23 protein-coding genes are annotated in these 22380 nt (G+C 40.0%); 16 read left to right on the top strand and 7 right to left on the bottom strand.

The window, feature by feature from the left end; translation table 11 throughout:
• Positions 1–80 precede the first annotated feature (80 nt).
• A complete protein-coding gene (locus FILTAD_RS14685; RefSeq protein ID WP_345788912.1) occupies positions 81–383 on the bottom strand; it encodes a hypothetical protein in 303 nt (100 codons plus the stop codon).
• A 92-nt stretch (positions 384–475) separates the two neighbouring features.
• Entirely contained in the window at positions 476–943 is a 468-nt protein-coding gene (locus FILTAD_RS14680) for a hypothetical protein (RefSeq protein ID WP_124071735.1), read from the bottom strand.
• A 108-nt stretch (positions 944–1051) separates the two neighbouring features.
• On the opposite strand from FILTAD_RS14680, the gene FILTAD_RS14675 reads away from it, so the two are divergent.
• The 8 genes from FILTAD_RS14675 (at position 1052) to FILTAD_RS14640 (ending at position 6992) form a co-directional block, all read left to right on the top strand.
• A complete protein-coding gene (locus tag FILTAD_RS14675) occupies positions 1052–1780 on the top strand; it encodes an AAA family ATPase (protein WP_124071734.1) in 729 nt (242 codons plus the stop codon).
• A 57-nt stretch (positions 1781–1837) separates the two neighbouring features.
• Complete coding sequence (locus tag FILTAD_RS14670) at positions 1838–2320, top strand: PaaI family thioesterase (protein WP_124071733.1); 483 nt, start codon at positions 1838–1840, stop codon at positions 2318–2320.
• 97 nt (positions 2321–2417) lie between these two features.
• On the top strand, positions 2418–2651 hold the full coding sequence (locus FILTAD_RS14665; RefSeq protein ID WP_345788911.1) for a hypothetical protein: 234 nt from the start codon (positions 2418–2420) through the stop codon (positions 2649–2651).
• Between the two features lie 21 nt (positions 2652–2672).
• On the top strand, positions 2673–3065 hold the full coding sequence (locus tag FILTAD_RS14660; protein WP_238988262.1) for a DnaJ family domain-containing protein: 393 nt from the start codon (positions 2673–2675) through the stop codon (positions 3063–3065).
• An 80-nt stretch (positions 3066–3145) separates the two neighbouring features.
• Positions 3146–3466, top strand: coding sequence for a magnetosome magnetite crystal formation protein family (locus FILTAD_RS14655; protein WP_124071732.1), 321 nt, complete (start codon positions 3146–3148; stop codon positions 3464–3466).
• Between the two features lie 154 nt (positions 3467–3620).
• A complete protein-coding gene (locus tag FILTAD_RS14650) occupies positions 3621–4850 on the top strand; it encodes a dicarboxylate/amino acid:cation symporter (protein ID WP_124071731.1) in 1230 nt (409 codons plus the stop codon).
• A gap of 232 nt (positions 4851–5082) precedes the next feature.
• Positions 5083–5688, top strand: a complete 606-nt coding sequence (locus FILTAD_RS14645; protein ID WP_124071730.1) for a YitT family protein — start codon at positions 5083–5085, stop codon at positions 5686–5688.
• 95 nt (positions 5689–5783) lie between these two features.
• Positions 5784–6992: an MFS transporter gene (locus FILTAD_RS14640; protein WP_124071729.1), complete on the top strand. Its 1209-nt coding sequence runs from the start codon at positions 5784–5786 to the stop codon at positions 6990–6992.
• A 112-nt stretch (positions 6993–7104) separates the two neighbouring features.
• Here the strand turns inward: FILTAD_RS14640 and FILTAD_RS14635 are convergent, their stop codons facing one another.
• A complete protein-coding gene (locus FILTAD_RS14635) occupies positions 7105–7311 on the bottom strand; it encodes a hypothetical protein (RefSeq protein ID WP_124071728.1) in 207 nt (68 codons plus the stop codon).
• A gap of 194 nt (positions 7312–7505) precedes the next feature.
• Here FILTAD_RS14635 and FILTAD_RS14630 point away from each other — a divergent pair, with 194 nt between their 5' ends.
• Both FILTAD_RS14630 and FILTAD_RS14625 read left to right on the top strand, forming a co-directional pair.
• The gene (locus FILTAD_RS14630; RefSeq protein ID WP_124071727.1) at positions 7506–7913 is read left to right on the top strand and encodes a MarR family winged helix-turn-helix transcriptional regulator; all 408 of its coding nucleotides are present in this window, start codon (positions 7506–7508) and stop codon (positions 7911–7913) included.
• A 4-nt stretch (positions 7914–7917) separates the two neighbouring features.
• Positions 7918–9096 (top strand): MFS transporter, encoded by a 1179-nt coding sequence (locus tag FILTAD_RS14625; RefSeq protein WP_124071726.1) that lies wholly within the window; start codon positions 7918–7920, stop codon positions 9094–9096.
• Positions 9097–9162: 66 nt separating this feature from the next.
• On the opposite strand, the gene FILTAD_RS14620 is transcribed toward FILTAD_RS14625, so the two are convergent.
• The 3 genes from FILTAD_RS14620 to FILTAD_RS14610 all read right to left on the bottom strand — a co-directional run bounded on the left by FILTAD_RS14620 (position 9163) and on the right by FILTAD_RS14610 (position 11175).
• Positions 9163–9588 (bottom strand): protein-tyrosine phosphatase family protein, encoded by a 426-nt coding sequence (locus FILTAD_RS14620; RefSeq protein WP_124071725.1) that lies wholly within the window; start codon positions 9586–9588, stop codon positions 9163–9165.
• Positions 9589–9633: 45 nt separating this feature from the next.
• Positions 9634–10344, bottom strand: a complete 711-nt coding sequence (locus FILTAD_RS14615) for a metallophosphoesterase family protein (protein ID WP_124071724.1) — start codon at positions 10342–10344, stop codon at positions 9634–9636.
• 216 nt (positions 10345–10560) lie between these two features.
• Positions 10561–11175: a DUF3298 and DUF4163 domain-containing protein gene (locus tag FILTAD_RS14610; protein ID WP_124071723.1), complete on the bottom strand. Its 615-nt coding sequence runs from the start codon at positions 11173–11175 to the stop codon at positions 10561–10563.
• Between the two features lie 192 nt (positions 11176–11367).
• On the opposite strand from FILTAD_RS14610, the gene FILTAD_RS14605 reads away from it, so the two are divergent.
• A complete protein-coding gene (locus tag FILTAD_RS14605) occupies positions 11368–11796 on the top strand; it encodes a YkvA family protein (protein ID WP_124071722.1) in 429 nt (142 codons plus the stop codon).
• Positions 11797–11902: 106 nt separating this feature from the next.
• Here the strand turns inward: FILTAD_RS14605 and FILTAD_RS14600 are convergent, their stop codons facing one another.
• Entirely contained in the window at positions 11903–14995 is a 3093-nt protein-coding gene (locus FILTAD_RS14600; RefSeq protein WP_124071721.1) for an efflux RND transporter permease subunit, read from the bottom strand.
• A 162-nt stretch (positions 14996–15157) separates the two neighbouring features.
• Here FILTAD_RS14600 and FILTAD_RS14595 point away from each other — a divergent pair, with 162 nt between their 5' ends.
• The 5 genes from FILTAD_RS14595 to FILTAD_RS14575 all read left to right on the top strand — a co-directional run bounded on the left by FILTAD_RS14595 (position 15158) and on the right by FILTAD_RS14575 (position 22157).
• Entirely contained in the window at positions 15158–15997 is an 840-nt protein-coding gene (locus tag FILTAD_RS14595; RefSeq protein WP_160117622.1) for a TetR/AcrR family transcriptional regulator, read from the top strand.
• A 78-nt stretch (positions 15998–16075) separates the two neighbouring features.
• Positions 16076–16450 (top strand): nucleotide excision repair endonuclease, encoded by a 375-nt coding sequence (locus FILTAD_RS14590; protein WP_124071719.1) that lies wholly within the window; start codon positions 16076–16078, stop codon positions 16448–16450.
• 70 nt (positions 16451–16520) lie between these two features.
• On the top strand, positions 16521–17783 hold the full coding sequence (locus tag FILTAD_RS14585) for a hypothetical protein (RefSeq protein ID WP_124071718.1): 1263 nt from the start codon (positions 16521–16523) through the stop codon (positions 17781–17783).
• 142 nt (positions 17784–17925) lie between these two features.
• Positions 17926–19083: an exonuclease SbcCD subunit D gene (locus tag FILTAD_RS14580; protein ID WP_124071717.1), complete on the top strand. Its 1158-nt coding sequence runs from the start codon at positions 17926–17928 to the stop codon at positions 19081–19083.
• Positions 19080–22157: an AAA family ATPase gene (locus tag FILTAD_RS14575; RefSeq protein ID WP_124071716.1), complete on the top strand. Its 3078-nt coding sequence runs from the start codon at positions 19080–19082 to the stop codon at positions 22155–22157. The genes FILTAD_RS14580 and FILTAD_RS14575 overlap by 4 nt, the downstream gene beginning before the upstream one ends.
• The last annotated feature ends 223 nt before the right edge of the window (positions 22158–22380 follow it).

Raw genomic sequence — 22380 nt, 5'->3', positions numbered from 1 at the left:
ATCTCTCCCTTTTATTGCATATGTCTGACTAGTTATAGTATATAATAGATTCGGCTAATTGTAAAAATCGATTTACTTTTTTAAGAATTCCTGCTGAGCCGTTCTATTTCTTCGGCAACGATAAAAGCAAGGCCATCATTGCCGAATACTTGTAATACATCAAGCATTGTTTCATTGTCTATATGAATTTTGTTATTCTCTGCGTCTTTTATAAGTTGTTTCATGGTGTTGTTCTCTTGTTGATGAGGATAGGCCCGTTTATATAACTGGTGGGGATCTAAGTTGTGATTGGCGCACCACTGAATGAATAGGCGAATCATCAGCTGCTCATCTTCTTGGTATTTTTGAATGACCTGTTCATCGCTAGTTTTGTAGTCCATCATTAAAGCTCCTTTTTTGAGTGAAGTTAGTTTCATTGTAACTGAAGGTAGGGATAGGGTAGAATCATTCGTATCAATTAAGGAACAAAAATTCGTTAAAGTTGATTTTGTATGAAGAAATGAACAAGCCAGTCCACATCGAGTGGGCCATCGACTATTTTATAGTAGAGCATGTTATTTTCGATGATTAACTCTTCTTCAACAATAACAGTAAACTCATTGCCTTGTTCATCTTCAAGGCTAATGCTGAATTGTGAAATAGTATCATTTACATCAATTTCATCCGGTTTTAATTGTTGGATTTTATGGCTTTTTAGAAAGTGTAAAAACGCATTAATTTCTTCTTCATCATCGACTATCCATGTTTTTGAATTTGAAGCAAGAGCCGATGGTATCGTGAACGTTAAAGAACTAATTACAGAATTCATAGGATCAAAAAGTGTAGCGAATTCTTTCTCGGTGGTATTGTTGACTGAATAGGATAATTGAAAAGTGCCGCCTATCAGTATGGCGATTAGAAACAAGCCCCTAATTCTCATTTTCTTTTTCATCTTTTTGTTCATGGTGAATTCCTCCTGTATCTCGTTTCTATAGTATACGCAGACACTGGAGACTTGATTAGTCCAGATGGCTTTATACAATGTAGTTTGATTTTAGAAGGGAGGTACGAAATGTTTTTGAATAAAATCACGTTGCTACATGAAGGCGACGAAAGAAAAGAAGAGTACCCGTTTTCTATCCCGTCCATCCAGACTATGAACGAGTTGAAACTGGATAATAGAGTCACATTTTTTGTTGGAGAAAATGGTTCTGGAAAATCGACGCTTTTGGAGGGGATTGCTGATTTATGTGATTTCAATACAGCGGGCGGCGGAAGGAATAATATATATGAAGTCGATGCGTCTGAAAGTGACTTAAGCAAGCATCTTCGATTGTCGTGGTTCCCGAAAGTTTCGAACGGTTTCTTTCTAAGGTCCGAGTCTTTTTTTAATTTTGCTTCGCACATCGATAGAATGGCTAGGGAACCTGGAGGCTCTTATCAAGCTTATGGAGGGAAATCACTTCACCAGCAATCACATGGTGAGTCGTTTTTGTCCTTATTTCTAAATCGTTTCCAAGGCAAGGCAATTTATTTACTGGATGAGCCCGAAGCGGCACTATCTCCCCAACGGCAGTTGGCATTTTTGCGCATCATGCATGATCTCGTCAACGAAGAGGATTGCCAATTCATTATCGCAACGCATTCACCGATTATTTTAGGTTATCCGGATGCTGCCATTCTTAACTTTGACAATGGGGAAATAACGGAGACGAGATATGAAATGACAGAGCACTACCAGATAACGAAATATTTCCTTGACCACCGCGAAAAGCTTTTGAAAGACATTTTAGAAGATTAATTTGTTGTCAGAATGTTATAATGAAATTGAATTAACGTAATTGGGGGAATGGTAGATATGACGACGAAAGTACTACATGCAATCCAAGATGAGTACGCGGACGATTTTGCTTGGTGTTATGGTTGTGGTCGATTGAATACGGAAGGTAACCATTTCCGTACGGGATGGCAAGGTGATGAAACGGTAACGTATTTTGAACCGGATGAAAAATACACTGCAATACCCGGTTTTGTCTATGGGGGGGCAATCGCATCTCTTGTTGATTGTCATGGAACGGGGTCTTGTGCGTTGGCGTTACATCGTAAAAATGGTCATGAGCCTGGAAGCGGTGAAGAAGCGCCGCGTTTTGTTACCGCGTCATTGAATGTCAATTATCTAAAGCCGACACCACAGGGAGCAATCCTGAAAGCGGTCGGAAAGGTGGAGGAAATCCATCCGAAGAAATGGAAAGTCATTGTCGAAGTATTTGCGGATGACACACTTTGCGCAACAGGAGAAGTCGTTGGTGTTGTCATGCCTGCCACTTTCACACAAAAATAAGAAATCAAAAAAGCTGGTTGCCATGTGCAATCAGCTTTTCTAAGGTACAATTCATGTATAATGAGATTATTTGAATACTCTTGAAGGAGTGATTGCATTGTTAGTTATACTTGGAATTGTTGCGTGTGTAATGTGTGTTCCAATCACAGAAATAATAACGAAACACAGGCGGGAAGCGATTAAGATTAAAGCGGAAATGATTCGGGATGAAATCGAATTGGAAAAAATAAAACAACAAAACTTTGTCATCGAAACGGAAAAAATGAAGATAGAGTTGGAGAAAATGAGATTGGACTATACACCGAGCGGCAATGATTTACTGAAACTCTAATGCATCTTAAGAGGGATGTGCGTGGAATTGAATGAAGATAAATTGAATCCACCCTATCAAGATTGGATGGGAGACATTTTAAAAGAACATGCAAAAACGGGTGGTATGGATAATCTGAAAGGACAAGGACAGCCATTATCTGAAGAGTATTTTGCAGGTGATACGTTTCAACATTTCCAGCGGATTGCGAAGGATGCGGGCTATAAACCACACTGGCTAAAACTTCAACATGAAATCCGCGAAGAGATTAATATAATCGCAGATAATCAGTTAAACGAATCCACGAAAGACATCGAAAAAAAGATCAAGAAAGTGAATAAAAAAATAGTAACTTACAATAAATCCTGCCCGCCGCCCTTGCAAAAAGGTCATGTGTCGCTTCTCAATCTAGCAGCCATGACAAAAACATGGTAACATAAAAATTCTTGTGTGAAACTTCCATACCTTTCATCCGTATACTAAAATACTAGGAAAATAGATGAGGGGGTTATCTTGTGGATAATACGGGGTTAAAAGTTATCGTGCATGCCAGCGCTTTTTTCGCTCCTTATGCGGTTCCGCTATTAATCTATATCCTTTGCCATTTCTTTGTGGAGGACCTTGAAATGAAGAAACTTGCACTCCAAGCAATCTTTTTTCAACTGGTGATGGGTGCATTGTTAGTCATATCTATTTTATTGATTTTCATAATTATTGGCATTCCATTGGTCATTGGACTTGGTTTATTGTGGTTCATCGTCCCAATCATAGGAATCGTCAAAGCGCTCAACAATGAAGAGTTTAATTACCCGATAGTGGGTGCGTGGTTTAAATAATGTAGAAAAAAGATGCAATCCGTTTAATCGGATTGCATCTTTTTTTGCGTTTGTCTATATGAAATGACAAATGCAATTCATGACGGAGGGGCGATTTGTATAAGATGGGGTAAGTGAATAAGATGTGCTAAAAAAATAGAAGGGAGAGAGGGATATGAGAGTAAAGTTCAATCTTGTTACACAAATTTTTATCGCGTTTGTTCTAGCTATTATTTTAGGAAGTATTTTCGGTAGTTCCATTGATTTTTTGAAACCGTTTGGTGATTTGTTCTTACGTCTGATCAAGTTCATTATTGCTCCGCTGATATTATCGACACTTGTCGTTGGAGTAGCGGGGACAGCAGATCCGAAGCAACTTGGACGAATGGGTATCAAAACAATTGCTTATTATTTAGTGACGACAGCATTAGCAATTATCATCGGTCTAGCGGTCGCATTCATGATTTCACCAGGAAAAGGAATAACGATTGCAACAGATGGATTGAGTGTTCCTGAAGCAGCAACGCAAGAGCCGCAAAGCGCCATTACGACACTTTTGAATATTATTCCTGAAAATCCGTTCAGCGCCTTAGCCGCTGGGAACATTTTGCAAATCATTTTCTTTGCATTGTTCATTGGCATAGCAATCACACTCGTCGGAGAGAAAGCGAAGCCGGTCTACCGATTCTTCGAGGGATTTGCCGAAGTGATGTACAAAATTACTGGTATCGTCATGAAAGTGGCACCCATCGGCGTTTTAGGTCTACTCGCCCCAGTTATTGGTCAGTATGGATTATCTGTTTTATTGCCATTATTAAAGGTTGTTATTGCAGTCTATATTGCCTGTCTATTACATGCAGTAATTGTGTATTCAACTGCTGTAAAAACGTATGGAAAAATGAGCCCGGTTAAGTTTTTCAAAGGAATTTCACCCACTGCACTCGTTGCGTACAGTACAGCGAGCAGTTCAGGAACATTACCCATGACGATTAAAAATACGAATGAAAACCTTGGTGTGCCGAATAAAATTTCCAGCTTTGTTCTACCACTCGGAGCAACGGTCAATATGGACGGGACGGCCATTTACCAAGGGGTGGCTGTTGTTTTCATCGCACAGTTTTACAATTTGAATTTATCGTTCACTCAACTATTAACGGTTGTCTTAATCACGATTCTTGCTTCCATTGGCACAGCAGGCGTACCGGGTGCAGGAATGATTATGCTCGCAATGGTGTTGACTTCAGTGAACATGCCGATAGAAGGCATCGCACTTATTGCAGGTATCGATCGGATTTTGGATATGATGCGCACAATGGTTAACGTCGTCGGTGATGCATCTGCGGCAGTTGTCGTGGCTGGTACTGAAAAGGATCGAATTGAAGTAGAAGTGATTCCAACCGATTGATAAATGAGTGAAACGCCTTTTCCACCTGAAAAGTGGGGGAGGCGTTTTCCTTTTTTTATATGTAACCGTAAAAGTGATGAATCGATCTAATGCATATGCAATAAACAAACAACCATTTAGCGGCTGAATATTTCTAGATTGTATTAAATTGTAGGAAAAGACAAGCAAATAGTAAAGAAACGTACGGGACAATCATATACTTCTAGAAAGTATCTAGGGTAGGTGGGATTCCGTGCAGTTCTTAGAGAAGTCATTGACAATATTAATAGGTAGTTTGCTAATTGCAATTGGTGTGAATTTATTTCTTGTCCCATTTGGATTATTGGAAGGCGGTGCTGTTGGTGTTAGCCTGATTTTCCATTATATGCTGGACGTTAAAGTTGGGCTGACTTTTCTACTTTTGAGCATTCCAATCTTCATAATGGCCTGGTTCTTCTATCGTTCGTTTTTTTATAATGGTATTCACGGTATGTTGTTCTCCTCATTGATCATCGACTTGTTATATCCATTACATAAGTTGGGTGGCGGGTTAGGGGTTTCTCCGCTATTCGGTGCTGCATTTGGAGGGATAATAATCGGAGCTGGGGCTGGCATTATGCTTCGTCGGGACATTAGTATCGGGGGGATTGATTTATTCTCTCAAATGATTGCTAGGAAGTTGCGTATGAATGCGGGCATCGCAATCTTTTTAGTCGATGTAGTTATCGTGACGATTGGAAGTTTAATGCTTGAATCTGTATTTTTATCTATCTCGTTAACAACTGTATTATTGAGTGGGATTACAACGAGTATAATTGTTTCAACTGCACCAGAACTCAGTAAGGAATTGACACATTAAGCACGCATTAATCGAATATACGCCCAATTATCCAAAAGTTGCGTTATACTGGATTATGGCAATTATTTCGATTATAGAAAGTGTGTTGACGGTAGATGACTACAAAAAAAGATTCTATTTTAGGAAATCCTGTGTACCCGATTATGTTTGCAATTGGCGGCGTACATTTACTGAATGATTCACTACAGGCCGTTATTCCTGCAATTTTTCCCGTCCTAAAAGTGGAAAGAGGACTTACTTTCACACAACTAGGGCTAATTCTCTTTTGTCTTAATATGGTTGCCTCTGTCTTGCAACCCGTTGTAGGCTATTTAAGTGACCGTAAACCAAAACCGTATGCGTTGCCGTTCGGTATGATGTTCTCCCTTGTTGGGATAGCGGGCCTTGCATTTGCACCAGAATATTGGATGATTCTCGTATCGGTTATGTTACTTGGATTCGGTTCAGCAGTATTTCACCCTGAAGGATCTCGGGTCTCCTTTATGGCGGCTGGTTCAAAAAGGGGTCTTTCTCAATCCATTTACCAAGTCGGCGGAAATACAGGTCAAGCACTCGCTCCGTTAATCAGTGCATTCATATTGGTTCCATTAGGACAAAAAGGTGCGGCTATTTTCATAGTGGTTGCTGCGCTTGCTGTCTTTATTTTGACAAAAATATCAGCTTGGTATAAGAAGCAACTTGAACAGGAGAAGTTGAATAGCCGGAAAAAAGTGCTGCTTTCTTCGCTTGGGGATTTAACGAAAAGACAGGTTGGCATAGCGCTTGGTCTACTGCTAGTTATTATCTTTGCCCGTTCTTTTTACGTGACCAGTATTACAAGCTTTTACGTGTTTCATCTTATTAATATGTATGGCTTTACGGAGAAGGAAGGACTTTTGGTCATATTTATCTTTCTCGCCTTAGGAGCAGTGGGGACATTTTTCGGTGGACCTATGGCGGATCGAATCGGTAGGAAAAACGTTATTGTTTTATCACTCGCTTTGCCGATTCCGCTCTGTTTACTATTGCCACATGTTCCGTTTTGGGCAGCCATTATTCTATTGGTGTTCATCGGATTTTTTATCATGCTAAGTTTTTCAGTTACGGTCGTTTATGCGCAAGAACTTGTACCGAGCAAAATTGGTACGATGGCAGGTCTAACAGTAGGACTTGCATTTGGCATGGGGGCTATTGGCGCCGTAGTTATCGGTGCGTTGATGGATAGTATCGGTGTTTTACCGACGATGGTTGTCGTGTCATTTCTTCCGATTATCGGGCTTGTGGGTTTAGCATTACCGCGTGATCAAAAAATGACTGCTGCATGAAGTTAATGATGAAGAGGGAAAATGCCCGCTAATCCTTTTATGGATTAGCGGGCATTTTGTATACTGTAGAAATTTTGGATACGTATAGTCGATTAAGCTACTCGTGTTTTTATCAATAATCACTTTTGTTTTCAGTTCTTTTGACTTCCTCCGACGCCACTTCTTGTTGTACCGCAATGTAGTCTTTCGATGAATCTGCATCCGTAATTTTCACTTTCTTTTGCGGCGCCGACAAATCGATAAACTGCGTTGTACCTTCACCGGCAGGTCCGCAGATTCCAGTATCGATGTCACAAATCATATTCTTTTTCGTCTCCATAAAAACGCCTCGTTTCTGTATTTTCGTGTACCATCTTAATTTATGATACCAAATAAGATCGGCTTTTCATCGCATTTAGCCTCATCGTCAAAATAGAGATAAAATCGGATCTTTGGGATTGTTGCATCAGTTTACAAATTTCGTCACGCGAAGTATAATTAGTTAGCTAGGTAATTAATAAAGAGGTGAAAAAATTGAATCCATTATTTCATGAACTTTTTCAGAAGACTCGATTTTTAAATAGGGAATTGAACCATGCGTTGAAAAACCATGATTTATTTGCAGCGCAATGGACTGTTTTATTTTGTATTCAACAACAGGATGAGATGACATTAACACAAATATGGAAGTATTTAAATGTAGAAGCACCTACAGTTACGCGGACGGTTAATCGATTGGAAGAGTTAGGTTGGTTGAAAACGCGTGAAGGGAAGGATCGTCGTGAAAAAGTTGTCAGTCTATCCCGAATGGCAAAAGCTGAACTTCCAAAAGTTAAAGAGTCGGTTATCCAGTTCGAAAATCGATTTTTAGAGAGCCTGACGGCAGAAGAGCAATCGCTTTTAATGTCGTTGTTGAAAAAAACGAATAAAGAAAGGTCCTGATAGTTTGACTACAAAAGAACCAATTTGGACAAAAGCTTTTATCAGTTTATTTTTAACGAATTTATCTGTTTTTATCATATTTTATGGATTAGTTTCCACTTTACCGCTTTATGCGAAAGATGTATTGAGCCGGACAGACGAAGAAGCTGGACTATTAATGACGATATTCTTACTATCGGCAATTGTAGTTCGACCGTTCACGGGGAAAGTACTGGAACTCGTAGGGAAGCGTAAAATGTTATGGATTGGCTTAGTGTTCTATTTACTTTGTACAATCCTATATTATTTCATCGAACCTTTTCAAAGTCTATTGATCCTTCGGTTCGTTCAGGGAATTTGGTTCAGTATTGTAACGACGGCTGCAGGGGCACTTGCCGCTGATAATGTCCCGCCCACGCGACGAGGTGCGGGCCTTGGTTATTTTGTAATGTCTACAAATTTAGCGGTTGTTATCGGACCATTCATTGCCTTATTCATTATTCAATCGTATTCGTTTCAAACGTTGTTTATTGTAATGAGCGTTTTAATGGTAATAGGTGCACTTGCTTCATTAACTATACCGAAGGATTTTGTGCAAGTGCCGGCCTTGAAAAAGAGTAAGTTTTCATTGAATGATCTTTTTGAGAAAAAGGCATTGCCGGTTGCGATGTTGAGTAGTTTAATCGCCTTTTCGTATGCGAGCGTCTTATCTTTTTTATCAATCTATGCGAAGGAAAAGAATTTGTTAGCACTTGCAAGTATTTTCTTCGTCGTTTATGCAGTGGCTATGCTGGTTACAAGACCGTTTACCGGGAAGGTTTTTGATGAAAAAGGACCAATCTTCATTTTGATACCGGGCATGATTTTCTTTATTATTGGTCTTGTTCTATTGGCATTTATGGATACAGCGTGGTTATTCCTTGTTGCTGGTGTGTTTATCGGTCTTGGGTATGGGGCACTTGTTCCTTGCTTACAAACGCTGGCGATTCAGTCGACGTCACATGAACGAAGTGGCTATGCGACTGCGACATTTTTCACTTTCTTTGATTTTGGCATTGCGACAGGATCTTATGTATTAGGGCTTGTAGCTGTCTATTACGGTTACCAAAATGTTTACTTGCTTTCTGCGGCATTGATAGTTGTTGTATTACTGATTTATTTATTTGTTGGGAGAAAAAACAAGCGGGCTATTACTGTAGAGTGATAAAGGTTCCGAATATAAATAAAAGCCGGTTTTCCAGTGTTCTGGAGACCCGGCTTTGTTGCTGTATTATGCTTCGTATAGTCTTTTTAAGGCTTCCTTGAATTGTGGTTTGACATTAATCTGTGGGCGTATCTCTTGTGCCTTTTGCTCTGCTTCATTTACGGAATTTGCTAATCCAAGTTCCAACAGTGTTGCGGTTGCAATAGTCCCAGCACGTCCGCGTCCAGTATTGCAGTGAAAATAGACATTCTTGCCCGATGTGTAGGCACTAATCACTTCATTTACTGCGGCTTTGATAGATGCGTCTTGCTGTTCGGCATCGTCAACAAGGGGTTGGTGTACGCTTATAGCGCTTGATAGAGGACCCTTCACTTCTGCTCGTAAATCATAAATAGCATCGATTTCTTCGTTGGTAAGTAGTTCGCCGATTGCATCGATTCCACCAATGAATATTCTACCTGGAATCAGTTCTTGATAACTTTTCTCTTCCATAAACAAACACCTCTTTCCTAGTCTGTACAGCATTGCTTCTATGTACTATTTCCTTACAGAATGAACGACACCATTAGGTAATTCCAAACAATTTAATTGTCCGCCATATACCGCAGCCCCATCGATACCGATGATATTATTCTTGCCGAAGTACACAGCATGATTATCGGCGCTTCCATGAAGAATTTTTGTTGGCGTATGTCCGAAAACAACTATTTTATTCCCCTTATAATTTTTATAAAAGTCTTCTCTAATCCACATAAGGACGTATGGATCCGTTTCGCCAATTGGGGTTGTTGGATCTACACCTGCGTGAACGAAAATGTAATCGTCCCACTCCATGAAGTGATCAAGGGTTTGGATGAATTGAAGATGGCCATTTAATGTTGCAGAGTAAAGTGAAGGCTTTATAAAAGCTTCATCTTCAGGGATTATAAAGTCCTTTTCTTTGAATCCGTAACTTTCCAAGGTTTTATTGCCACCGTTGCGGCCTGTCCAATTTCCCCAAGCCCGTTCGTCATCCATTGTCAGTGATTTGATCATCATATCTTCGTGGTTACCTTTTAAAACGACGGCGCCTTGTCCTTTTAACTGGATGACTTTATCTAGTACGGCTTTTGCGTTGATGCCGCGATCTACGTAATCTCCCAGTAGAATTAGCTGGTCCTTTGCTGGATCGTAGTGTACCGCTTTCAATAAGCGTTCAAATAGGTCCAGTTCGCCATGTATGTCACTTATGACAAGTATTCTATCCACCGAATTCCACCTTTCAATACAGTATCCTATGTATCTAAGCTACATCAACAGTAAAGTAATGTAAATAGAATAGAACAATGAGAAAGGATGTCAACGTGTGGGCGATTGAAATTAGTTGCTCCGATTTGTTGGAAGTGAAAAAGCAAGTCACTGAAACGGAAAGAAGTTTCAGTGACTCGCTTTTTACTGAGGTCCAACAGGAAAGTATTGAATGAATCACGTAAATGACATCATGCGCTCAAGTGGGCCATTGGATCTGACGATATCGGCGATATCAAGAATTGGAATTGGGAAATATGGAAAACCTGATGAATAGGGAGCGATTTCGTAAAGCTGGAAATAGATGACGATTGATGTATCCGCGATATAAAAGTTCTGGTCGCTACGGATTCCTTTGAATGGCGGATCTAACAAAATGGTTTTCCAATCTGTAATACGTTTGCGAATAATGGACGATAGTTTTTTTTGATAATCGCTGCCTGGTTTGAATAAGTCTTTCAGGTCATATTGTTTTCCGGTTTTCACATCGAATGTTAGCGATTTGATAATCGTCATACCATGTGCACCGCCCGTAAAAGAATAGACGATAAGATTCAAACTGAGAATGCCCCGCTGATTCGTTTTCAGTTCATAGTATGCTTGCAGTTCTACAAGGTTGGTATCATAAAAGTTCTGTTCGATAAGAATTTCATTTAACGTCGAAATAATAGCGTGGTTGATTTTCCTTTGGACAGTAAAGTCCTGTAGGTGCATAACGGTGGGGTAATACACGTTGACGTTTGGTGAAGCATGGGGCAGTTTTTTAGTAACAATTGAAACAGGAAAATCCATAGACTCCATCCTTTCTAAAAAAGCAGAATGGTATAGTGTATGCTTGGATGATAGGGGAAAGAAGAGGCGAACAATTTGAGAGAAATCAACTCGACTACCGGATGTAGTAAGGATTTTCATAGCTGACAAATGACAACTCAGGTTGTAATGTGTACTATTAATGTAAAGAATGTTGAAAAGGGAGACATCCATATGCTGAAAAAGAAAGATGAGTATGAAGTTGAATTGAAACACGTTGATCCGGAATCTGACTTGCAAAATACGGACAATCATTATTCAGACGAACGGTTTTGGGATAAAGTGAAGAAATATGGCAAACAGGCAGGGGAACAGACCGTATATTATAGTTTGCTTCTCTATTATACAGCCAAAAATCCAGCGGTTCCGAAGTCTTCGAAGATGATAATTATCGGTGCACTTAGTTACCTCATTCTCCCGATAGATCTTATTCCCGACTTCATACCGGTAGTGGGACTAGCTGACGATGCCAGTGTCATAGTAGCTGCCGTTTATAAAGTCATTGCATATATTGATGATGATATGAAGGATAAAGCAAAACTGAAATTGACAAGCTTGTTTGGGAATAGTGACAATGGAGAAATTGATAAGCAGTTGTTGTGAGGCGGCTTGAATAGTTTCTTTTTTACTAGATATTGAAAAACAAAAAACTCGCCCTTGTCAATCTTGAAACGATTGACAAGGGCGAGTTTATTAATTGTGTTAAAAGTTAAGCTTTTTTATTCTTTTTACGGAACTTTCCTAAAAACTCATAGACAATTGGAACGAAGATAAGTGTGAGTAATGTTGAGCTTGTCAAACCACCGATGACAGTAACGCCGAGTCCTTTGGAAATCAGTCCGCTACCTTCCGCACCGATAGCTAAAGGAATCAATGCTCCGATTGTAGCGAGTGCAGTCATAAGGATAGGACGAAGTCTTGTAGAGCCCGCTTCTAAAATGGCATCTCTCGTTGTAAGTCCTTCTTTTTCTTTATTGATGACACGGTCAATTAATACAATCGCATTCGTCACAACGATACCAATCAGCATTAGTAGACCAATCATTGCCGAAACACTGATTGTCTCACCAGCAATCCATAGACCAACCAAAGCACCAATTACTGTGAAGGGAAGGGAGAACAGGATTGCTAGTGGCGCAAGGCCTCCGCCGAATGTAATAACCAGAATCAAGTACACAATAGCAATTGCTGCAAGCATCGCAAGCCCAAGCTGTGTAAACGCTTCTGTGATATCTTCTGTTACGCCAGCGGTATTAACTTTCACATTAGATGGAACATCGAGTTCATCAACCTTTTTCTGAATAGCCGTTGATGCCTTTGCGACATCTTTTGTCGTAATTTCTGCTGAAACACTTGCGAACAATTTACCGTCTTTACGGGAAATCGTATCAGACGTTGTACCTTCTTGAATGTCCACCAATTCAGAAATGGCGATTTCCATGCCAAGTGGTGACTGAACTTTTTCTTTCAATAGGTCATCGATTGTTTTATGTTCTTTCTTTTCTTCATTAATAAGAACTTCGATTGTCTTATCGTCTTCTACAATCTTAGTCAATACTTCTTGCTGGTTATTCGGATAGAGGACCATTCCGACTTGTGCAGCGGTTAAACCGTACTGTGTTAACTTTTCTTGATCGGCAACGAGTGTATATTCTTTATATTTTCTTGTTAGACTTGTTTTAGCATTCTTCAGGTCTTTATTGTCAATCATGATCTTTTCAATGTCCTCAACGACAGGTTCAATGTCTTTCAAGTTATTTCCGTAAACGTAATAACTTACGGTATTACTTGAACCACTTGTTGAAAAGTCCTGTGATTTCCATTCGCCTTTAGCAGGAATTTTTTGCAGTTCGACGATTGTTTTTTCCTTCACTTTCGTAAACTCGGTAGTATCGCTATCGAATGTTACAAACATTAGGGCCCCATTAGATGCACCAGGTGCCATCGGATTTTCTCCTCCGACTGAAGCTTGCACAACTTCAACATCTTTCAAATCCAATAAATACTCTTCTGCAGATTCAACAGTACTATTCACGGTATCAAGCGTTTCACCGGGTTCAGGAGTATACGTAATATACATCATTTTCTGTTCTTCATCCGGAAGGAAACTCACACCAATGACAGGGGCTAGGAATAAGCTACCGACAAGCAGTACGATTGAAATGATGGATGTGATAAATTTGTGATTTAACGTCCAGTTCAAAAAGTTCCGATAGGCTGCAGCCATTTTACTCGGTTTTTCAATGTGGCTACCAGTATTTGAGTACAGCTGTTTTTTGAATAATGAATGGGCAAGCATCGGGACGATTGTAATCGCGACAATAAGTGAAGCGAGTAGAGCAAATACAATTGTCAAAGCAAATGGCATGAATAGTTCGCCAACCATACCGCTAACTAATGCGATCGGTAGGAAGACTGCAATTGTAACGAGTGTGGACGACATGATAGGTTTAAACATTTCTTTCGTTGCTTCTCGTACAAGATCTTTACCTTTCAATTTTTCTGTTGAAAGGGACATTCGCCTAAATATGTTTTCGACTACGACAATTGAATCATCGATTACACGTGCAATTGCAACGGTCATTGCACCAAGTGTCATCATATTTAGTGTGATATCCATCTGCTTCAAGAATATGACGGCAATTAGCAGTGACATTGGAATCGACACAATTGAAATAAGTGTAGATTTAAAGTTACGAAGGAAGAGCATAATAATGATGATAGCAAAAAGTGCACCAAATAGTGCTTTACTCACCATCGTATCAACTGATTGTTGAATAGGTTCACCTTGGTCCAGCGTCGTAGAAATCTTGACGCCATCATTTTCTTTTTCAAACTGCGTCATCAGTTCATTTACATTATTAACAACGGTTACTGTATTGGCATTCTGTGATTTTACAACTTGAACGGCAATGGCTTCTTTACCATTCATCCTTGAAATAGATTCAGCTTTACCAATATGCTCAATTGTTGCGAGTTCACCTAGTTTGACTGTAGACATTTGGGGAGCTGATGATCCCAATCCGGCAGGTGGTGTTGTTAAACCGGGAGTAGCTGTCGGCATCACGGGAATTAATATGTTTTTTAAATCTTCAACAGTTGTAATATTGCCGTCGACGACAACGGATTGTTCATCTTCGTCGAATTGAATCAAGCCAAGTGGCATCGTCACATCTGAGCCCTTTACAAGTTGTTTGACTGTTTCTTCATCTAAATTGTTTGCGGCTAGCTTTTCTTTATCGAATGTCAGAATGACTTCCTCAATTTGTTGTCCCGAAACTGCAACACTTGAAATACCTTCAATCCCTTCGAGTTCAGGAACCAATGAGTCTTGGACTTTTACCGTTAACTCTTCAAGGTCTGCTTTGCTATCAGAAACACTGAGTGCGAGAATCGGAAATGCATTGATACTGATTCTGCCGACAGTAGGATCCATCGCGTTTTCTGGCAACGTGACATTCTTAAGCGCCTCGTTTACATCTTCTTCAGCTTGCTTCATATCTGTCCCGAAATCATATTCAATTTGAAGGGATGACGCATTTTGATAGGATGTGGAGCTGACTGAAGTGACGCCATTCAAACTCTTAACTGCTTTTTCAAGTGGTTCTGAAAGTTCGTTCACCACTTGATCAGGTGTAGCACCTGGGTAAACCGTTGTTACACTAACGATAGGAATCGTAATATCCGGTATGGTTTCCAAATTCATTTTCGATCCGGAATAAATACCAGCAGCTGTTATTATTAGCGTGACAAGCCATACGGCCAATTTGTTTTTCATGACAAAGTTAATGATTGAATTCATATGTACCTCCATTAGAATTTTTACTTTGACCAACTAGTCATAATGCTTTATGATTGGAAAAGAATAGTCAATCGGTGCTTTATCATAATAACTGACCGGTCAGTCATGAGTCAAGTGAAACAATTTTAATAGATTACTTTTCTACTAGGTGGGGGTTTTGATTTGTCGGATAAGAAAATATTGATAATCGAAAAAGCTTCGGAGCTTTTTGCGAAAAAAGGTTTTGAAGCAACTTCTGTCCAAGAAATTACAGATGCATGCGGCATTTCGAAAGGTTCGTTTTATCTTTCGTTTAAATCGAAAGAAGGCCTTCTGCTTTCAGTTTTTGAATACTTTGGTACGAAACTGATTGACCGGATAGGTGCGATTCATCACATGGAAACCACCCCGAGGAAAAGATTTGAACAGTTTTTCGTTATTCAATTTGAGGAAATTGCTCGTTATTCGGATTTCATTCTTATGCAGATGAGGGAACAAACGAGTCCTGTAAATGAAGAAATGCTGGATTTGATGAATAAAATGCGTAAAAAGGCGTATGAAACAATGGAGAACCTTCTATTGAATTTGTATGGCGAAGGTATTCACAATCATTTGCCCGATATAATCGTCATGTTAAACGGTATCACACACGGCTATATAGAAATTATTGTGTTCAATAAGAAAAAATTGAATATCGCTGATTTGGCAAGCTACATTGTCGAGCGAACTGATTCTATCATCAGTGGTTTAACTGAGCCTTTTTTGAAGAAAGAGCAGTTACTGAGTTTCGAGGGTACAGCGATTTCAATTACAACTGAAGAATTAATAAAGGACATCGAAATGATTAAACGACAGATTAATGACACGGAAGATGAGGTATTCATAAGCCTTGACGTGATCGGACAAGAACTATTAACTCTTGATTTCCGTAAACCTGTTATTTCCGGAATGATGTCGAATTTGGATAACAGTGAACTGACAGAGGGATTGGTCCGGAAATTAGTCCGGTTCTTAAATCGATGACAGTGAAGCCGTCCTTCGCTTTTTAGTCCGTTTTGTGGTAGTATTTAGTTTCAGAAAAGAAGAGGACGTGACTTTGAATTGATTTCAATTACAATACCGAAACCAGATATAACGATTGTTCAACGTGACCAGGAATTGGGCGCAGGTGTAGTACCTATAAAACCAATTTATGGATTCATCGATTTACATGAGATTCCGCGTGATAAGGGCGGCATCATTTTGTTTTATAATAACAAAGGTGAATTGCTGTTTGCAGGGAAAGCGCGTAAACTACGCCAACGTGTAAAGAAGCATTTTGAAGATAACGTATCACCAATCAAAGAACACCGTAACGAAGTGAAGGAGATTTCCGTTATCATTATTGAAGACCCGATGGAACGTGAAATTTACGAAACGTATATCATTAATACGCAACGTGCAAGATACAATGTTGATAAAGTGTTTTTCGAGTAAATTGAAGAGCTGACTGCCATGTGCAATCAGCTTTTCTTTTTGCATAAACTGATATGAAAAGGGTGGGCACATGGACAAGCGCGTGGAAAGAATTGCAGAAGAGGCAAAAGTGAAGTTCGGTTTGGAAGCTTACGAATTGGAAAGACATTCAATTTACAAAGAGCGGGACAGCATGGGAACGGCAGTTTATATGGTGAATTTGGAGTGGTTTCCGAAGAACTTGAAAGAGCCTGTTGAAGAGGATTGTAATCCTGATGGAACTGCAAGTATTGACTATATGATCCGAAAAGAGCAGTTTAGAAGTGTGACATTTGTCGATGACTTATCACTATCGACAATGACACAATTCCCGAATAAATCAATCGAAGAAGTATCGACATGGCTTGAAAAGGAAACGGGCTTAGTCTATGGCGAAAGCTTTAAACTGACTAAATCAAGTACCAATGGTTTTCAATTTGAATCAGATATTGACGGGATTTCCCTTTCACCAAGCTGTATAATCAATGTTGAATTTGATGAGGTTGGTAAGTTGATATCCTATCATACATATGGTGAAATTCCTTCCGAAAACCAAGTGGAAAAGTCAGTGTTCACATTAACATTGGAAGAAATAGAGCCACTCGTTAAAAAGCAACTTCAACTCGTGAAATTTCCTTCGGAGGAGAAAAAATGTTTTGTTCCGGTCTATGCGATGGAAGAAGTGTTTATAACGGTCGATGGAACTAGGATGATTCCATTTCTGGAACATGAACGTACCGAAGTGAAAACAGATATAGTCATCGAATGGCTTGAACCACTTACAGAGGAGATTGCCCGTGAAGAAATTGAGTTTTTGTCTGAAGTGACTGCGGATGTGGCATTTGGCAATACCGGTACTCTGGGTAAGTTGACATTGTCAGATCAACAAATCGAACAGTGTAAAGTTATTGTAACAGACGTCTTACGGACGGAGCTTCCAGATGATTCGGGAATGTGGAAGCTAGTTAAACTTCAGTGCCAAGAGAATTTCATTGAAGCGCATTGTAAAATGAGTTATGAAAATTCAACACTGTTCAATCGTAAGTTTGTTGTATTCATCCATCCGGAAAAGATGTCCGTGCTGAATTTTATGGACAATGGGTCGTTTTTTGAGATTTTTGATACGTTTACACCAGCTGATAAAGAAGTTGTCACACATGATGAGGCATTTGAGAAAATGCTCCCCTATATTTCACTCGATCCTACATATGTATATGACTTGGCGTCAGGTAAGTACATATTATGCGGATTATTAGATGCAGCCGAAGGTGTTAACGCGGTGACAGGGGAAATAATTGCGTTAGGGGATATCTGATAGGCAACAAAACGGCCGGAAGTCACAGGTACTACTGTGTCCTCCGGTTATTTTTTATCGTGCATTAACGGGAAGGTCAACTTCAGTTTTAGCGCTATTTCCTGTAAAGTAAGGGAAAAGTGATTCGGAAGGGGAGAGGAAATTGAAATTTTTCCATACGGCGGACTGGCATTTAGGTAAGCTCGTCCAAGGTGTTTATATGACAGAGGACCAACGTTTTATTTTAGATCAATTCGTTGCAGCGATAAAGGAAGAAAAGCCTGATGCGGTCGTTATCGCAGGCGACTTGTATGACCGGGCAGTACCGCCAACTGAAGCGGTTGAATTATTGAATGATATATTAGAAGAGATTACAATTACGCACAATACGCCCGTCATCGCAATAAGTGGCAATCACGATAGCCCCGGGCGTTTGCACTTCGGTAGCGGCCTAATGCGGTCGAATGGCTATCATGTTGTCGGTCAAATGACGAAGGACATCGAGTCGGTCATTTTGTCGGATGATTTCGGTGATGTTCATTTCCACCTTGTTCCTTTTGCGGATCCTTCCATTGTAAAACATTTATATGAAGACGAAACAATTTCGAACCATCATGACGCCATGAAAAAAGTGATAGAAGGTATCCGCGGAAATTGGGCGGAAGACGCACGACATGTATTTGTAGGACATGCTTTTGTTACGCCTCACGGTGAAGGCGAAGCCAACACAAGCGATTCAGAACGCCCCATCGCAATCGGCGGTGCGGAATATGTGTCAGCACATCTTTTTGAACCTTTCAAATACACGGCACTTGGCCATTTACACCAGGCACATTATGTGTCGGATGAAACAGTGCGTTATGCCGGATCACCAATGAAATATTCAATTTCAGAAGAACATCATAACAAAGGGTTTTTCATCGTTGAACTGGATGGTGAAGGGCAAGTGACCGTTGAAAAACGGGAGCTGAAACCAAAACGGGATATGCGGACAGTTCAAGGACTGATGGAAGACATTTTACAACATCCGGCTAGCGACGATTATGTCTTTGTGAAATTAGAGGACACTACACCGGTTTTGTTCCCCATGGAGAAAATCAGGTCAGTCTTTCCGAATGCAATGCATGTCGAACGTAAAATACCTAAGACCTCCTCGGTAGTAGGTGAGAAACAACGGTCTGAAATCGGCAAACAAGATGACTGGACACTGTTTAAATCATTCTACGAAGCAATGAAAGAGGAGCTACCGGATTCTGAAACAGAAGCACTCTTTGCAGAAGTACTCCATGAAGTGATGCGGAAAGGGGAGACGGGGAATTGAGACCGATACGACTATCAATGACGGCATTCGGACCGTATAAAGGAACAGAAACAGTGGATTTCACAAAACTGGGAGACAATCGCTTATTCGTTATTTCGGGTGCAACAGGGGCCGGAAAAACGACGATTTTCGATGGTATCAGTTTTGCATTATATGGACAAGCAAGTGGTGAAGATAGAACGGATATACGGGCGATGCGCAGCGATTTTGCAGATGAAGCTGTGAAGACGTCTGTTGAATTGACATTCACCATAAACAATCGAACGTATCGTATCATGCGCCAAGTGCCTTATACAAAAAAAGGCAACAAGTCAGAGACGACAGCCAACTGTGAGTTTTATGAGATCACCGAACATGGCGAAGTGCCGTTTGTCGATAGACAAATTGTTTCTGAAATCAATAAGAAAGCGGAGGAACTGGTCGGTTTCACACAAGCACAGTTCAGTCAGATCGTCATGTTACCGCAAGGAGAGTTTCGTAAATTCCTTACTTCCGACACGGAAAACAAGGAAGCAATCATGCGGAAAATATTCAAAACAGGGCCGTATCGTGAATTGGTGGAACGCCTAAAAGTAAAAAAAGACAAAGCACAATCAGAACTAACGAGTGAAATGCAATTAAGTGAAAGCCATATTAAACAAATTCCGACATTATTACCAATAAGAGAATCCGAATTGTTCACCGTACTCGCAAATGAGCACTACAACGTCAATCAGGTTGTACAAGGTTTAGAAGAAGAACTTGTCTATTACGAAGAGAAAACACTACAAGACAAGAAGAATTACGAGGAAACAGTCAACAAACATGCGGAAAAGCTAGCCTTTTATCATGAAGCAAAAAGTACAAACGAGCGATTTGAGGAAATGAAGCAAAAAAGCCGTCTGCTAACCGAAATCACTGAGCGAATCCCTTATATAGAGGTAAAGGAAAAACAATTAGCAGATGCAGAACATGCAGTATCCGTTGAAGAAATCGAGTCACGATGTGATGAACTGAAAAAAGAAGTAGCGTCCAAAACGAAGTTTTTTGAGGAATCAAAAACTATGGTTCTCCATGCAACTAAAAAGATGGAAGAAATCGGTATACGTTTTGAGGCTGAGGAAGCGCGAAAGAGGGAACGCGAGCAACTAACGGAAACACTAATTCGATTGAATGGTCATTTACCGGCCGTTTCACAATTAGCATCGAAGGAAAAAATGATTGATGGAATGAAAAAAGAAATCTCCGTGAAAGAAGAACTACTTGGTGCTACAAAAGAAAAGTCCGTTGCAGAAAAAGAAAAACAAGACGCGCTAAAAAGTAGAATAGACCAACTTGAAGAAATACTGATTCCGTTTGATGAACGTGTTGATGCGTTAAATGAAACGAATGAAAAATGCAAAATCCTTGATGAATACCGTACGGTTCACAAACAAGCCATTTCATTAGAAAAAGAAGAAGTCGAAAAAGAACGAAACTATGAAAAGCAAAAGAAAATATATGAGTCACTAGAAATGAAATGGTTGAATAACCAAGCGGCGATGTTGGCGGAATCTCTGCATGCTGGAGATGCTTGTCCAGTTTGTGGAAGTTTAGATCATCCAACAAAATCGAATGGCCATTCGAACGAAAGTTTAACGAGAGACCAATTGGAAGGTGAGAAAAGAAGCCTAGCAGCTATTGATAGCATCTATCGTACGGCTGTCGCAAAACGACAAAGTGTAACTGACTTATTGAATGAAAAAGTGGCGGATACTAACCGTTTCGCAATCGATGTTGAAAGTGATGCTTTATATACGTTGAGAAAAGAATTGGACCATGAAGTCGCGCAACTCCGTGAATCCAGAAAGGTGCTTAAAGAGCAGAAAACAAAATTGAACGTACAAAACGACCTTACAATAGAACTTGTATCAAAAGAAAACGAAATGGAAAAATCTTTATATGAAAAGAAAGCTACATACGAAAAAGAACATGCCCTTGTTGAAATGACGATACAAGCAATACCCGAAGATGTTCGCATACTTGCCGTTCTAGAAAAACGAATCGCTGAGCTGGAAAAGAGCAAAAAAGATATGGACCATGCATGGGATACGATACAAAAAGTACGTGAAGTGGCAAAGGAACAACTTACAACGTCACGTTCAACGGAGTTGTATGCTGGGAAATCTTTAGATGAAGCGATTATGAAGCAAAACAATGCGATATTGAGATTCAAGGAAGCATTGAAAAAATCCCATTTTGAAACAGAAGAGGTATACCGTGTCGCAAAGATGACTGAAACAGATCGTATTTCATTGAAAGAAGAGATCATTCATTTCAGGCAGCAATTGCAATCGCTTAAAGATGCGGTAGCAGACTTGCAAAAGCATCTAGCCGGAAAAGAAATGACAGACCTTATCCAGTTGGAATCAATTGTAATAGAATTGAAAAGTGCATACGAAAAAGCACTTACAGATTACAATCAGTCAATGGAATTCAAAAAATCAGCGTCCGGTTTAAAAGAGAGAATTGTACAATCAGCAGGGAAAGTGAGTGAGCTTGAACGGGGTGTCGGAAAGGTAACGGATCTTTACGACGTTGTAAGAGGACAAAATGGATTAAAATTATCCTTTGAAAGATATATTCAAATCGAATACTTGGAACGCATTATTCAGTCTGCAAATGGCCGGTTGAAGGAAATGTCCAGCGGTCAGTTTGAATTGATACGCAGTGATCGCCAGGAAGTACGAGGTAAGCAAAGTGGCCTAGGATTGGATGTGTATGATGCCTATACTGGTCAAACGCGTGATGTAAAAACCTTGTCAGGCGGCGAGAAGTTCAATGCATCTCTTTGTCTTGCTCTTGGGATGGCTGATGTGATCCAAAGTTTCCAAGGCTCCATTTCAATTGACACGATGTTCATCGACGAAGGATTCGGCTCCTTGGATGAGGAATCTTTGAATAAGGCAATTGACACACTTATTGAACTTCAAAAGTCGGGCCGCATGATTGGTGTCATTTCACATGTCGAAGAATTAAAGGCGGCATTCCCAGCTATTCTTGAAGTGAAGAAATCCAGGGAAGGCCATAGCCAAACGAAGTTCCTTATTAAATAAATACCGAAAAGCCCATTTGCAAGATGCAAATGGGCTTTTTCTAAATCTGATGAGACACTGTCGTGGCAACTGCGGAAACTGTCATGGCCCGACTGAACTGTAAGGGCAAACTGTGAAACTGTAATGGCAACTGCGGAAACTGTCATGGCCCGACTGAACTGTAAGGGCAAACTGTGAAACTGTAATGGCAACTGCGGAAACTGTAATGGCCCGACTGAACTGT

The sequence above is a fragment of the Filibacter tadaridae genome, from assembly GCF_900609045.1.
GTDB classification, from domain to species: domain Bacteria; phylum Bacillota; class Bacilli; order Bacillales_A; family Planococcaceae; genus Sporosarcina; species Sporosarcina tadaridae.
Note: the sequence above shows the minus strand (reverse complement) of the source record. Positions and strands in the feature narration are given on the sequence as shown.